This window comes from Candidatus Curtissbacteria bacterium (genome assembly GCA_024654445.1).
In the GTDB taxonomy this organism is placed as follows: Bacteria; Patescibacteriota; Microgenomatia; order Curtissbacterales; family GWA2-41-24; genus JANLHP01.
This window is the reverse complement of the sequence record JANLHP010000021.1, coordinates 1-14646: the sequence shown is the minus strand read 5'-3', so window position 1 is coordinate 14646 and position 14646 is coordinate 1. Positions and strand designations below refer to the sequence as shown.

General features: G+C 46.6%; 12 protein-coding genes. 3 read left to right on the top strand and 9 right to left on the bottom strand.

From position 1 onward, the window contains the following. Positions 1-193: 193 nt before the first annotated feature. The gene (locus NUV69_03930) at positions 194-1540 is read left to right on the top strand and encodes a glycosyltransferase family 2 protein (GenBank protein ID MCR4324806.1); all 1347 of its coding nucleotides are present in this window, start codon (positions 194-196) and stop codon (positions 1538-1540) included. A 36-nt stretch (positions 1541-1576) separates the two neighbouring features. Then, positions 1577-3337 carry a 6-pyruvoyl-tetrahydropterin synthase-related protein gene (locus NUV69_03925; protein ID MCR4324805.1) on the top strand — a complete coding sequence of 587 codons (1761 nt, stop codon included), beginning with the start codon at positions 1577-1579 and terminating at the stop codon, positions 3335-3337. Between the two features lie 379 nt (positions 3338-3716). On the opposite strand, the gene NUV69_03920 is transcribed toward NUV69_03925, so the two are convergent. The 5 genes from NUV69_03920 to NUV69_03900 form a co-directional block, all read right to left on the bottom strand. Beyond that, positions 3717-5885 (bottom strand): type IV secretion system DNA-binding domain-containing protein, encoded by a 2169-nt coding sequence (locus tag NUV69_03920; GenBank protein MCR4324804.1) that lies wholly within the window; start codon positions 5883-5885, stop codon positions 3717-3719. Between the two features lie 133 nt (positions 5886-6018). Beyond that, positions 6019-8268, bottom strand: a complete 2250-nt coding sequence (locus NUV69_03915) for a copper-translocating P-type ATPase (GenBank protein ID MCR4324803.1) — start codon at positions 8266-8268, stop codon at positions 6019-6021. Position 8269: 1 nt separating this feature from the next. Beyond that, the gene (locus NUV69_03910; GenBank protein MCR4324802.1) at positions 8270-8764 is read right to left on the bottom strand and encodes a hypothetical protein; all 495 of its coding nucleotides are present in this window, start codon (positions 8762-8764) and stop codon (positions 8270-8272) included. 6 nt (positions 8765-8770) lie between these two features. Further along, a complete protein-coding gene (locus NUV69_03905; protein MCR4324801.1) occupies positions 8771-8980 on the bottom strand; it encodes a hypothetical protein in 210 nt (69 codons plus the stop codon). Positions 8981-8986: 6 nt separating this feature from the next. Continuing rightward, entirely contained in the window at positions 8987-9253 is a 267-nt protein-coding gene (locus NUV69_03900; GenBank protein MCR4324800.1) for a metal-sensing transcriptional repressor, read from the bottom strand. A 90-nt stretch (positions 9254-9343) separates the two neighbouring features. On the opposite strand from NUV69_03900, the gene NUV69_03895 reads away from it, so the two are divergent. Continuing rightward, positions 9344-9961 carry a cob(I)yrinic acid a,c-diamide adenosyltransferase gene (locus tag NUV69_03895; GenBank protein ID MCR4324799.1) on the top strand — a complete coding sequence of 206 codons (618 nt, stop codon included), beginning with the start codon at positions 9344-9346 and terminating at the stop codon, positions 9959-9961. A 149-nt stretch (positions 9962-10110) separates the two neighbouring features. On the opposite strand, the gene NUV69_03890 is transcribed toward NUV69_03895, so the two are convergent. The 4 genes from NUV69_03890 to NUV69_03875 form a co-directional block, all read right to left on the bottom strand. Then, entirely contained in the window at positions 10111-10911 is an 801-nt protein-coding gene (locus NUV69_03890) for an rRNA pseudouridine synthase (GenBank protein MCR4324798.1), read from the bottom strand. A 64-nt stretch (positions 10912-10975) separates the two neighbouring features. Then, complete coding sequence (locus NUV69_03885) at positions 10976-13780, bottom strand: adenosylcobalamin-dependent ribonucleoside-diphosphate reductase (protein MCR4324797.1); 2805 nt, start codon at positions 13778-13780, stop codon at positions 10976-10978. After that, positions 13773-14240, bottom strand: a complete 468-nt coding sequence (nrdR, locus tag NUV69_03880) for a transcriptional regulator NrdR (protein ID MCR4324796.1) — start codon at positions 14238-14240, stop codon at positions 13773-13775. Before nrdR ends, NUV69_03885 begins: the two co-directional genes overlap by 8 nt. Before the next feature lie 191 nt (positions 14241-14431). After that, positions 14432-14646 (bottom strand): hypothetical protein (locus NUV69_03875; protein ID MCR4324795.1); only part of this gene is annotated, 215 nt, incomplete at its 5' end.

Sequence of the window (14646 nt, the reverse complement as noted above, 5' to 3'; positions counted from 1 at the left end):
GAATAGCTGTAATCCTATCTCTGAAGGAAGGTGTAGTCATGGGACAAGTGCGTTCTTTGTACTTGCCACTCCGGCGAGACAAGGAAATGACAGCGTTCAGTTTGAGACCTCCATAGGGGGGTCGCACGTTAACAAACGATACAAGGCACTAGCGATAAAAGGAAGACCTGTGTCAAATAGAATCTCAGTCCGGATGGTTCTGGTGTCTTTCCTGGTGGTAGTTGCCTGGGTGGTGTGGGCTATCAATAGCCCTGTGGCCGCGTTGAACGTATTGGCGGTTTTTGTCGTTATCAGCTTCGGCTTTAACGCTATTGCCCGGCTTACGTTCACCTCTCTTTCTCTCTTCGCGAGAAAGAGAGAACGCTGGCCTGTTCAGGCGTATCCCGCCAAGGCCGCTATTCTGGTGTCGGCGAGGAACGACCCTTCAATTTTTCAAGCGCTTCCGAGCGTTTTGAGAGTTGAGAATGGGACGATCGATTACAAGGTACTCGTGCTCGACGACAGCACGGATCCAGACCTCGTCGCCAGACTGGTTTCGATTCCGTCTTCGCTCTTTATTCAGCAGGGGCCTGAGAGTAACCTTCAGGAAATCTCCAGGCGGATAAACGAGACGGATCATGCTCTCGTGGTCATCCACAGAACGAATCCTGTCGGTGGGAAGGCGGGGGCTATCAACAATGCAGTCAGGATTCTGAGATGGAGCGAGGTCGATTACATCGCTCTTCTCGATGCTGATCATCACGTGGCGCCAGACTTTCTGAAGAGGGGCATTGCCGCCTCAAGGGAGTATGGTGGTCCTGTGGCGGGTTGGCAGCCTCACCGACTCGGAGCCTACAGGTTCCTCGGAACCTTCGTCAACGTCAACTGGGCGATTACTGCAATGGAAATGCAAGCCAGGCAGCGAATGGGATTGGCGCCGATATTCGGTGGCTCGGCGGGCATTTTCCCATTCGGATGGTTGTACGACCACCCGTTTGATGAGACGAGCATCACGGAGGACTGGGAGCTTTCGCTTCAGGCTTATTTGAGGGGCGAGGAAATCCCCTTCCGTGAAGATCTCGCAGCTGTGGGTATCGTACCCGCAAATTTTGCGTCTTTCCGTACTCAGCAGAGACGCTGGGCAGAAGGCACAATCAGGGATTTCCGCCACGAGTTCTGGAAGATCCTATCCTCCAGAAGGATTAACTGGCGGACAAAGCTTGGTTTGGTTTACCAGGGCTTGCTCTGGACTCAGACACTCGGTCTCGCTGCGTCGATCGCCGTGGTGTCAATGGGTGCGGTGTTCCCCTGGTTCAATGGGGCTTCAATCCCCACCGCGGTAACGCTGGGCGCCTGGGGCTTTTTCACTCTCGCGCATCTACTTCCGGTAGCTGTGGGAGGAAAAGTGGAAGGTCTTAGGACGTACCGCAATTTCCGCAACGTGGTCTTCTCGCTTCTGATGCTGTTCGTGATGCTCCCGGACTACCTGTATGCGACTCTCCGAGGTTTATTCCTCGAGAAAGCCGATTGGGTTGTCACCAAGAAATTGGGTTCTGATTAGCTCGGGGGGAGAATGCGTATCCCTAGATGGCTGCAGATGACTGCTAGGTTTACCCGGGAGGCAATTCCGCTGGGCATAATCGTGGCGGTCGTTTTTGCTCTGCTCCGAGGCTCGCTTCATAGCGGCCTGCCAGCAGAACTGAGGGATGTTGCCTCTGCAGGCTACCTTTCGAAGGTGGCAATGATAAACGAGGCCAACAGCTGGTATACGCAAAACTGGTATCTCGGTTTCGAGATAGACCGTTGGTACCAGCCACTGACTAGCTTCTGGATACTTTTCCTAGGAAAAGTTCTAGGAGACGACACCCTTGCTTTCAACGTTCTGAGCTTTTCAGCATACCTGTCCCTCGCAGTGGGACTCTACCTGTGGCTCAGGATCGAGTTTTCGAGTGTCGTTGCGGCTCTGCTTTCGAGTGGGCTGTTTTTGACAACACACGTGACAATCGTCACGTTCCAGGGCTACTACTGGCAAACCCCGCAGCTTTTGGGGTGGGCTTTAACGCCTTGGGCGATGATCGCTTTCAGGAGCAGTCTAAGAAACCGCTCCAGGAGCGCTCCAGTTGTCTTCGGTGTGCTGATGGGCCTAATCGGGCTTTGCAATTGGGTCGCGCTGCTGGAAGCGATGATGCTCTCCGTGTCCTACGGGGTTGCAATCTTCGTGAGCAGACGATCTGAGGCATTCCACCCAGAAGGGCTTTGGCGGCTGACCACGAGCGTCTTGATAATGGCGGCCGTAACAGCATGGTGGCTCATTCCCGCTCTTGAACACGGGCTCTCGCCCTTTTTCCGGACAGGGCTGGGCACCTTCGACATCAGCAAGATACTGGACTTCTTCGGAAGTGCGGATTGGCATGACTGGTACGTCGTCAAGATCCCTTCAGTACGGGGACTCTGGACGGTGGCAGTATGCGCCATAGTGGTGTTTCGCTGCTTGGAAGGTAAGAGAGGAGTTGCCGAAACACTAGCCATCTCGGTGATAGGTATCAGCTTCTTCCTGATGGTTGAGCTGAAATCGGATCTGGCCGGGAGACTGTCTCTCGATGTTGCCCTGGGCTTGGCGATTTTGTCCGGGGACGCATACAACTGGCTTCGCAGGAGCTGGAGTAAGGCAGTTTACGGAGGTGTTGCGCTCGCGTTGGTGGCGATCAGTGCGCTCGACGACTCTGCCCATGTCAGGGTAGACCGAGAAGCGTATAAGACTAGCCCGGAATACATCGAGGCGGAGCTGGTATCTGGATCTATGGAGAAGGGTGACCGAGCTTATATCATGTGGTCCCACAGGAACCGCATGAGTGAGTGGTTTAACTTCTTCCATCCAGAACTGTCACAAGTGCTCGGGGCATCGGATCAAACACCGGTAAACCCGGATGTGCGCAGGATCGACTACCTGATGAAGCACGCGTCGAGTCGAGAGGATGCACAAGAGCTAGATTTGCTTCTACGGAAGCATAGTGTAACGCACCTTGTCGTCGATTCCAAAGAAACTGCTTCGGTGATCAATCAGAGGTACGCTCTGAGTTACGAGGGGAATTCTGTTCAGGTCTTCAAGACTGGACATCAACCTCGTTCCGAGGCTGTTGCAAAATACTCGTACTGGCATGGCTGGCGAATAGCTGGTGTGCTAGTTAGCTTGCTGCTTGTCTTTGTCTCAGCCGGGTATTACACCTGGTCCGAAGCGGAGGAGCGGCTTGAAGAGAGGGAAATCAACGGCCTCTTTAATGGAATCTACTTCGAACCAGAGTCGGAGGAGCGGTTTGAAGAGGAGGTCGAAGAGAGTTACACTCTTGTATCGAACTAGAACTGAATAAAGGCGACGTTCGCGTGAAGCGAACAATCATCGACCTACGGGTCTTTGATTTTATCCTTAGGGATAAGTTGCCGCGGCGTCGAGAAATCGACATTTTGATCGCAAGATCAAATTTACCAACAGTACTTTTTTGACCTCCTGGTCAAAAATTTACCGTATGGTAGCCGCCTCTCATCAAGTGTGTGCTTGATCTGATGAGTCCATTCTGCGACCGCAGAACAAAAGGACGAAAGAGGAAATAAATTTCAGAATACTCAGAAAAATCGTTTAATCGTTAAAACCGCTTAATTATTCTAGAACGATTCAGCGATTCAACAATATGTGATTTAAGGTAGGGCACCTTTCGAGGACTCAAGGATGCCACCTTAAATCAGACCGGTTTTGTGTAGCGGTCGGCAGAAACTTGAAGAACTTTTGGGCGATTTTGAGTTTTAGAATTAGGTAGAGGCAAGGTATAGGCCAAAAACGATCTGGAGATGTGATTGTCGATTGTTAGTTTGGCGACCATTTGATACCTGTCCAGGGATGTCAGGTCGTTTGCTTTGTATACTTCCCCATATTCTTTAGAAAGAATGTTCGCGTCATCCGCGCCAACGATGAACGAAAGTAAATTCCCCGTGTTCCCCATGATCGCTTTTTCAACATCTTGAGAAACCTGCGCCATGTACTGATTTGCCAAAGTTAAGTTAAGTCTATATTTTCGCGCTTCCGAAAGTATCTTTATGAATGAAGTTGTCGCGAAGTTTTGAAACTCGTCAACGTAAAGAAAAAAGTCTTTACGCTTTTCTTCTTCCATATTTACCCTGTTCATCGCGGCAAGCTGCAGTTTTGTAATAAACATCGCGCCAAGAAGCGAAGACGAATCTTCTCCGAGTTTTCCCTGCGAAAGATTGAGAATTAAGATTTTTCGAGTATTCATAATTTCTTCCAAGTCGATAGTTGAATGAGGTCTGCCGACGACGTTTCTGATTGATCCGGCGCTTAAAAATTGCCCTACTTTATTTAATATTGGCGAAATCGCTTCCGATCTAAGCCGAGGGTCCATTTTGTCGAATTCGCTTTTCCAGAAATTGTAAATCACAGGATCTTTTGTTTTCGCGACGTATTTGTTTCTGTAGGTGGCGTCTGTTAAAAATCTTGAAATATCCATGAACGTCGCGTCTGGAACTTCGGTTAGGGTGAAAAGCGTGTTTCTTAAAATGTGTTCGAGTCGTGGTCCCCAGGTGTGCGCGTAAATTTTTTGGAAAATAGCGATGATTCCAGAAACAGCCAGTTCTTTTTGAGCTTTTTCTTTTACTTCCAAAGGGTTGAGGACGAAAGATCTTTCTTTGTCCGAAGGGTTTAGATAAACAACGTCGTTGACCCTAAAGCTTGGAATGTAATCGAGAAGAATTTCCGAAAGGTCTCCGTGGGGGTCGATGACCGCGACTCCCCTGTTGTTTCTTATGTCGTTTATGACCATATTTGCAATCAGCGTCGATTTTCCTGTTCCAGTCTTCCCTACTATGTATGTGTGTCTTCTTCTGTCTTCCAGTTTTAGCCCAAAAGTTGTTAGCTTGTTTTTGAAGTTCGTTCTGGCAAAGAAATTAATGTTTTCTTTGTCGGCTGAGTCTGGAGTTGGTAAATTTTCGGGCGGTTCCGAAGCAAAACTCGTGCCCCAGGAAATATTATGAACGCTGGATAACTTTTGTGAAGGAAAATGATAAAGGCTCGCGAGTTCCGCGGTATTGAAATACTGGGACCTTTGGCATGGGTAAAATTTTCGCTCGAATATAGCTTTCAGTAATTTATTCCTGGAAAATCCAGACGGCTTTTTAAGCTTCAAATAGTTTCCTTCTCCTTGAGAAAAACTCCCAAAACTGCCCGCGAGTGAATCTAGAAGTATTTTTTTGGTGAACGCGTCACTTGTGCCGGTGAGAATTCTGGCGGACACCTTGAGGCCTTGTTTTGAAATTTTATCCTGAATCAAGTTTCTTCCAGGGATTTGTTCCTGAACCTCCCCAGGCGCTCTTTGTTTAGGAGCAAGAGCGCTGTACCCCTGACGCTGCCAGCTAGAAGGCGCGGCAGTAATTATAAACTGGACCAAGAAAACTTCTTGCTCTTTTGCTTTGGACATTGTCGCGAGGACAGAGGAGAGGGGATCTATATCTTTAAAATCCGCAAATGTGCGAATAGGGTAGTAGTATGGTTTTCCGAAAACGAGCTGGGCGTGCGCGAAAGAAAACTTGCCGAGCCAGTCTGAAAGATAGTCTTTTTGAGGAAGCATTAAGGCAACGGGGTACTGAGCGGTGATCTGACTTTCAATGTATTCTTTGATCGAAGTGGGAATGATGATGAAAAAATGTATTGACTGGTCAAAGCAGGCAATTTCAAGCGCGATTGATTTGGGCTCTTTTCTTAAAACTTGAGATATTCGTGAGTTTGAAAGCAATCCTGTTAGATTGGAAAGCAACGACGCGAAAGACTCCGGTGTTTCTTCGGATTCTCTCGGAATTTTAATTTCGAGTATTATTTTTTCTTCCGCGTTTTTGGCTGGCATTTTATGCGTATTTTAGCAAACTAAGCGCTAAAACACTAAAGAAAAGGGCCCGAGACGTACAAAAACGTATGGCCTGAACTATATCAGCCCTCGCTTGCGCTCGTCTGATGTAATTTCCAGCTATCACTCGAAATTATACTGTTATTAAGTCTTTTTCCGTCCGGGTTAGAAGAACCGCGTTTGTGGCGACAATAATTGATGACAAGCTCATTAAAAGCGCCGCCCATTCGGGACGTAGAGAAATTCCGAACTTGGGATAAAGTACGCCAGCAGCCACAGGAATTGCCAAAAGATTGTAAATTGATGCCCAAAAGAGGTTCTGTTTCATTTTGACAACAGTCGCTTTACTGAGTTTAATCGCCCTTAAAATATCTGCCGGATCCGATTTCATCAGAACTACCTTGGCAGTTTCTATCGCCACATCCGTACCCGCTCCAATCGCAATGCCAATATCAGCCTGAGCGAGTGCCGGCGCATCGTTAACCCCGTCACCGACCATTGCCGTGAATTTACCCTCGTCCTGGAGTTTTTTGACGTATTTCGCTTTATCTTCAGGTAAAACTTCGGCAAAAATTCTTTTTATGCCTAATTGTTTCCCTATTGTTTCAGCTGTTTTCCGGTTGTCACCGGTAATCATTGCGATTTCCAGCCCTGATTCTCGCATCTTTGAAATTGCCAGTTTCGCGTTTTCTTTAATTGGGTCCGCGGCCGCGACAACTCCCGCCACATCAGTGCCAACTGCAAGAACCATTATTGTTTTGCCCTCCCCAAGAAGTTTATCTATTTCTTTTTGTAGGGGTTGTATATTGACATTTCTGTCCTTCATTAACCTGACAGTTCCGACAAGCACATGCTTGCCTTCCACGGTTGCCTCAACGCCATGACCTTCAAGGTTTTTAAATTTCGAAATGTTTGTCGGTATTTTTAACTTCCTTCTTTTTGCCTCCTCGATAACCGCTTGACTGAGGGGATGGTTGGATTTTGTTTCGGCGGCGGCCATTGTTGCAATTGCGTCATCGCGAGCGCTAGCGAAGCGATCTCTTTTTTGAGATTGCTTTGTCGTTTCACTCCTCGCAATGACATCTGAAATGATTGGCTTTCCTTCTGTCAGAGTTCCGGTTTTGTCCAGTACTATTGCTTGAATTTTCGAAACTTGCTCCAGGGTTGGCGCGTCCTTAATTAGGATATTGTGTTTGGCTCCCAGACCGGTACCTACAGCAACGGCAGTTGGAGTAGCAAGACCTAGCGCGTCGGGGCAGGCAATAACGGTAGTTGAAATGGCGAAGGTCAGAGCGACTAGAATCGGTGCGCCTAGTATAAAATACCACCCTAAGAATGCGAGTAGTCCGCCGCCTACTGCCACAATAACTAAGTACTGAGCGAATCTATCGGCTATCTTTTGCCCCGGAGCTTTGGAACTTTGGGCAATTTCAACCATTTTCACTATTTGGGCAAGAGCCGTGTCTTCGCCAACTTTAGTGGCCTTAAATCTAACCGATCCAGATTGATTAATCGATCCGCCAATTACCAAATCACCCTTTTTCTTCGCAACTGGAAGAGATTCGCCCGTGACTAACGATTCATCAATTGCTGTTTCGCCTTCCGTAATTTCCCCATCGACCGGAACCTTATCCCCGGGTTTTAAGATTAAAATATCACCAATTTTAACTTGAGACGTCGGAACTAATTTTTCCTGCCCACCTTTAAGAAGCCTTGCCTGGGGCGGAACGAGATTGAACAGTGCCTGGAGCGCGTCTGTTGTTCCCCTGCGTGATTTCATTTCCATCCAGTGCCCAAAAAGCACAAAGGTAGTAAGCATTGCCGCCGCTTCGTAAAAAGATTCCGCACTCCCCAAGAGTGTCAGTACAACGCTGAAAACATAAGCGGCTGTGATTCCAACCGCGATAAGAACAGCCATATTAAGAGTTTTATTTTTTAGCGCAACGTACGATGAGTAAAGGAAAATCCAACCGGAGTAAAAATAGAGGGGGGTTGTCAAAATAAACATAATCCATGAGGCGGGGATTGGCGTTGGAAGTCTTAATCCAAGTATGTGTTCACCGAGGGGGGAGTAGGCGACTATTGGAATTGTGATGATTGCCGAGAAGAAGAATTTAAATTTAATATCCTCTTCCATCAGCTTGGCCATTTCCCTTCCTGCCAGACCTGTGTGCTCCATTCCCATTGTCATCTTCATGCTCATTTTGAATTTTTCCCAAAATGGCATCTTGGTAGCTGGCTTCATTTTGTGCCCTTCCATTTTGTGATTTGCACGAGTTTCTTTTTTCTCTTTTGACGGCTCCAGATTCATGCCACACTTGGGACAGCGGCTCGGTTTTTCCAAAGAAACTTCCGGATGCATCGGACATGTATAGTGCGTCATGTTATTGCCTCCTTTTTGCTAAAAATATTAATGACGCTACTATCAAGACCGAAGACATTGCGATAGGAACTACAACAGGCCCTACCCAGGGTGTTGGAAGTAAAAAGAAAATATCTAAATCCCTTGGTGATTTTGGCCAACCAATGGTGAGATTTAAGAAGATATAGTAAAAAATATCCCAGATGCCAAAGATAAAAAAGAAATAGGCAATTTTTTGTGAAAAGTTTTTGCCCGAGAGAGCAGCTATTGACGCGAGCATCACGACAGTTGAAGCCTCTCTTATTCTTTCAACATTAAGTATCTGGGTATCTGTGATAATTTCCAGCGCGGTACGAGGTTCCAAAAAGGCAATGCCGGGAACCAGGAATAATATCCCGTTTGGAGAAATCGCCGGTTGAGAAGCGCCCAAAAGATGTCTCAAATAAACGACTACCGAGGCTTCGACAAAACCGAAGGCGACACTAAAGATTGCAAGTTTAATGACAATAGTTTGCATGAAAGGTTACTTCACTTTATCACCTTTTTTCCAGAGCCATCTTACAAGAGCAACTAACACCGCAATTACCAGTATCCATGTTACAAGCCACGCAATACCAAAAAACCACATACCGCTACCATTTGCTCCAAACCAGCCCATCATGGGATGACCATACAAGTAGTCTCCACTTTGGTATGCCGACGGTGAAGCTTGAGGACTATATCTAAAGAACATTCAACATCACCTCCTTGCCTTGTCAAAAATTTCGATTATTTCGTCAATCGCCTTTTTTGGGTCTTTGCCTTTTAGCGCTTCCGTCGCGTGTTCTTCCAAATGCCCTTTCAAAATAATGTGATCAACTGCTTTTAACGCAGCCTGAACTGCGAGGGATTGTTGCAAAATATCGATGCAATAAGATTCGGAATTAACCATAGAAATAACGTGCTCGAGGTGTCCCCTAGCAGTGAGCAATCTTTGAAGAGCATTTTCTTTGACTGTGTCTTGCATTTGATTTATCCTACCCTACTGGGGAGGGTGTGTCAAGTGAGTGGAGAAGGTGAGGGCTAATTTTGATGTGATTTGTTACAATCGCAGGCAGTGAAGATATATACGAAGACTGGTGATAGCGGCACGACTTCCCTCTTTGGTGGAGAACGCGTCGATAAGGATTCTGCCAGGATTAACGCGACAGGCGCGGTTGATGAACTTAATTCTCAACTTGGTGTAATTTTGGCCGCTCTCTCTTCGTCATTGCGAGGAGTGAAACGACAAAGCAATCTCAATTTAAGAGATCGCCACGCAACGCTCGCGATGACAAGAATTAGAAAAAAACTTTTAAGATTACAGCGGGAACTTTTTGTTTTTGGGGCGGATCTTGCTACCCCTTACGATGTTAAAGTTAAAACTTTGAGAGTTGGAAAGAGCTACGTCAGTCGATTGGAGGCGGAAATTGACGAGTGGCAAAAGACGCTTTCACCACTTAGGTATTTTATCTTGCCTGGAGGCAGTGAGGTTGGCGCGAGACTTCATCTGGCAAGAACAATCGCAAGACGCGCAGAAAGACAGGTTGTTAAACTTTCGAAACAAGAGAAAATAAATCCACAGGCGATTTTGTTTATAAACAGGCTTTCAGATTGGCTTTTTGTTTTGGCAAGATATGCGAATAAGTTGGATGGAGTTTCTGAGACTGCATGGATGGGAAGGAAGTCTAAGTAATCGATGACTGACTTCGACTTCGCTCAGTCAATATTTCTCTTAGGGGAAGAGGTATTACTCCACAATATTCCCTGAGCGAGCGTAGCGAGTCGTACTTCGATTTCACTCAGTACGACCCTGAGTGTAAACCGAATGGGTCGAAGGGAAAATTAAACCTTAATTCCAGCTTCCTTTTTTAAATTCCTAACTTCTTGTTCTGTTAAGTGTCTGTGTTTGCCGCTTGGAAGGGTACCCAGTTTTAAAGGGCCCATGGAAACCCGCTTGAGGCTCAGGATGTGCAGATGCAAAGCGGCTGCCATTCTTCTTATTTGTCTTTTTTTACCCTCGTAAAGGGTTATTTGCAAAAGAGTTCTGTGCGCAGATGCCTGGAGAACTTTTACTTCGGCCGGAGCTGTTTTTCCGTCTTCCAACACAATTCCTGACTCTAACTGTTGTATTTTATCGCTTTGGACTTCTCCAAGAATCAGAACTTCATAAGTTTTTGCGATGTGGAACTTGGGATGAGTCAGGTGCTGAGTTAATTCTCCGTCGTTCGTTAACAAGATTAATCCAGTCGAGTCTTCGTCTAGTCTTCCGACTGGATAAAGTCTCGGTAGATCACGAGTTGTCATTCTGGAAGGAGTGGAACGACTGATAGAATCTTTTTTAGATCCTATCGCTTCACTTCGTTCGCTCCAGGATGACGATTTAATTAGGTCCAGGACTGTGAATCTCGCGTGCCGATCGTAAACAGTAGATGTTACGTCTTTAGGTTTGTTGAGAATGATGTAAACGTTTTTTGCTTTTCTGTCTATTTTTTTGCCGTTGACCAGGATTTCGTCTTTTTCACTTACGTCTTGTCCGAGTATTGCAGGTTTACCATTAACGCTTACGCTCCCCTCTTCTATCAACTCGTCCGCTTTGCGACGCGAAGCGACGCCAGCTTGAGCCAGAAATTTATTTATTCGCATGAGGGAAGTATATAACTTATATGGAGATCCTTCGACTTCGCTCAGGATGACGAAATTACATTTGTCAGCTGCACTTGGACCAACCACAGGTTGGGTTGACGCAGCTTCTGCAGCCTTCTTTGTAGACTACCGGGCTTTGGCAGTCCGGGCAGATTGTAAATTTGTTCTCGATTAATTTTTCTTCGTGGATTCCGGCCATTAAACCGCTGTTTACCTGAAGTTCCGCGCTTTCTGTTATTGTCATCTGCAGACTTTGGCCATTGGTTTCGATTGTGACTCCATTTGCGGGAGCTAACGAATGGCCGTTTCCGTTGGTAGACCCGTTTGAAATTCCGCTTGTCGCGTGACCATTTGTGTACGCTTGGCCGTTAGCTGGGATTATTTGTTCTTCTGTCTGCTCTTCGCCATTCACCGGGAGCTGGAGTTGTTTCGCGTTGGCGATCTCGATTAACGATTTGCCGACGGCGTCAAATGCGGAAAGGACGCTATCCGGACCGAGACCGTAAGGAGTGCCGCAGGAAATTCCGATTAGGTCGCCCGCGATTTCTTCCAGGCTTGCGCCGTATTTAAGCGCGCGGGACGCCAGTCTTCCGGTTACTTCGGCAGCACCTGCAACGTATCCGCCGGTTTTACCGATTGTTATAAAGACTTCGATTGGAGAATTGTCGGCATCTCGGAAAACAGACGTGTAGACTTGGCCGACGTCTGCCTTTTTCCTGATGCGCATTCCCCAGGCTTCCTGAGGGGTTGGTCTTTTTCTTGGAAGTTCAGGTAAGGCGTTCCCTTCTTCGTCTGTTGCCTTGCCACCTGCGAGCTGGTCGTAGTAAGACTTGCCTTTTTTAACTTCGAGAACCTGTTTTACTCTGGATCCGTCTCTGTAAATGGTAATCATGTTGCAGCCAAGTTCGTAACTTAGGTGGTAGGCCTCGCGGACGTCACTAACTGTTGCAACGTTTTGGAAGTTTATCGTTTTGCTGATTCCGTTGTCAGTAAACTTTTGAAAAGCAGCCGCCATTCGAACGTGATCTTTAGGAGCGATATCGCCGGCAACTACAAAGGTGTTTTGGAGGTCTTCTGGGATATCGTCTAAGTGTTGGACCGATCCCCTATTTTCTTCAACTTTTGCAAGTAAGTCTTCGCTTTCAAGGCCCTTTTGTTTTAGAGCTTCTAAAAAGTATGGGTTGGTGGTAAAGAGTCTTTTGCCCTCAATTGTGTTTTTGGCGTAAGTTAGGGCAAAGTGCGGTTCGATTCCGCTTGAACAATCGGCAAGGAGTGAGATCGTTCCGGTGGGGGCAATGGTTGTTCTGGCGCCGTTTCGAGGTTTAATTTCGCCAGGTTTGTCGTAGATAGAGCCTTTGAATGCCGGGAAAGCTCCGCGAACTTTTGCAAGGTCGACGCTTGCGTTATCCGCTTCTTTTTGGACAAACTGCATTACCTTTTCCGCCAAGTCGTACGCTTCCTGGGTGTCGTATGCGATTTCGAGTTTGACTAACATGTCGGCCCAGCCCATGACACCAAGGCCTACTCTTCGAATCAGCGATGTCATTCTGTTGATTTCTTCGACCGGGTATTCGTTCATATCAAGAACGTTGTCTAAGAAGTGGATCGCGGTATGGATTACTTCTTTCATTCCCTTCCAGTCAATCCTTCTATCTATCCCTCGACTTCGCTCGGGATCTTCGGCACCTTTGGTGCCTACGACAAACTTGGAGAGATTAATAGAACCCAATGTGCAGGCATCGTAGGGCAGCAATGGCTGCTCTGCACATGGGTTAGTTGCCTCGATGAGGCCGATTTGAGGTGTAGGGTTCGCGCGCGAATTGTTGACACGGTCAATTAGAATCATGCCAGGGTCGCCATATTGCCAAGCTAATTTGGTGATTAGATCGAAGACTTTTTTGGCGTTTAACTTGTCGACCGCTTCACCGGTTCTTGGGTTAAGAAGGTCGTAACCTTCGCCCTCTTGAGTCGCGCGGCAGACTTCGTAAAGTTTGGCAACAGCTTCTTCGACTCTTACGTTTTTAAGGTCGAGGTCGCGTATGGTGTAGGCTTCTTTTACTTCATCGATAATGTCGTCAACGTCTATTTCACCTTCGACAAAATTCGTGTCTGTTTTTACCTTTTCCATAAATTCTTCGGTAACGGTTACGGAAATATTGAAGTTAGTTAGCGAAAATTCGTCTACTTTGTGAACTGCAAAACGCAGAATATCCGGGTGAGTGTAATGTAAGATACCCATGTTTGCGCCGCGTCTTACGCCGCCTTGGCGGATTTGAGAAGTGACGTCGTTATATGCTTGCAAGAAAGCGACGGGGCCTGTTGATTTGCCCTTACTGGTTCCTATTATGTCGTCCTTAGGACGAAGTCTGGAAAATGAGAAGCCTGTTCCGCCGCCCATTTTGTGAATCATTGCCATGTTGCCCATCGTTTTTAGGATTCCTTCCATGTCGTCTTCTACCGGAAGAACGAAACAGGCGGAAAGTGATTGACCGGTTTTGCCTGAATTGACCAATGTTGGGGTATTTGGAATAAAGCGCTGCGTCGCCATAATGTCGTAAAACTCTTTGGCGCTTTTTGTGTGTGAGTTTTTGGCGCCTGCTTCGCCTCGCTCGCCGCGAGGCGAGTAGATCGTGTCTGCAGCACCTATGTAGTAGGCGATTCTCCAGAACATGTCGCGTGGTGTTTCGATTGGGTCGCCCTTTTCGTCGCGGAATGCGTAACGGGTTTTGGCTATGTAGGCTGCGTTTTCTGAAAGTGTAGGTTCAATTAATTCTTTGGGGGCATTTGGTATATTTCTGCCGATTTTTCTGGCTTTTTCACGCACTGCTGCTCTGGTGTCTATTTTTGGTAATGTCAGTTTTTTAATCATATACGCTTTGTTTTTTTGATAGTTTTGCTAGTTCTTTTTCGAAATCTCCAATATCGGCAAATTGTCTGTATACGGACGCGAATCTGATATAAGCAATTTGGTCTAACTTTTTAAGCTTCTTAATAACTAAATCGCCGATTTTCTTGCTTGGTACTTCTGCTAAAGTGCTTTTTCGCAGTTCCGCTTCAATTTCGTCGATTGCGCGCTCTATGTCGTCTGACGAAATCGGCCTTTTTTCGCAAGATTTTATTATGCCGCCTCTTAACTTGAGCCTATCAAAAACCTCTCTCTTGCCGTCTTTTTTAACTATTAATAAATCGAGTGTTTCGGCTCTTTCAAATGTTGTGAACCTGCGGCCACATTTTTGGCACTCACGTCTTCTTCGAGTAGTTTTACTGTCGGTGCCATCTCTTTTGTCGACAACTTTCGTCGCTTCATGCGAACAGAACGGACAAATCAAATCGTCTCCCTTACTTTTTTTACTTTACTGCCCTATTTTTGAAATTTGCTTTTGGTTGCAGACTGTTTCACGAGTTTTCCAAAAGCACAATATATTGTGGTCTAATTCCAGTTAGACACTAAATCTTGACACTGTCAATACCCCAAATCAGTCCACAATTTCGTCCGCTGCACTTTTTTGTGGCATGAAGCTTAGAGGCCTAAACACAATTTGATTATACCAAAGAAAACCCGAAGATCAAGGGCTGAAGATGCGGCATTAATAAACTTGAAATCCGAAGTACGAAATCCGAAATAAAAAGGAATGTAGTTCTCGACACATTCGGTAAACTCAGTGTCGACCCTGAGTGGAATCGAAGGGTCGACTTCGCTCGAATAAGCAAAAGCTTGCGGTCCTCGCCTTACAG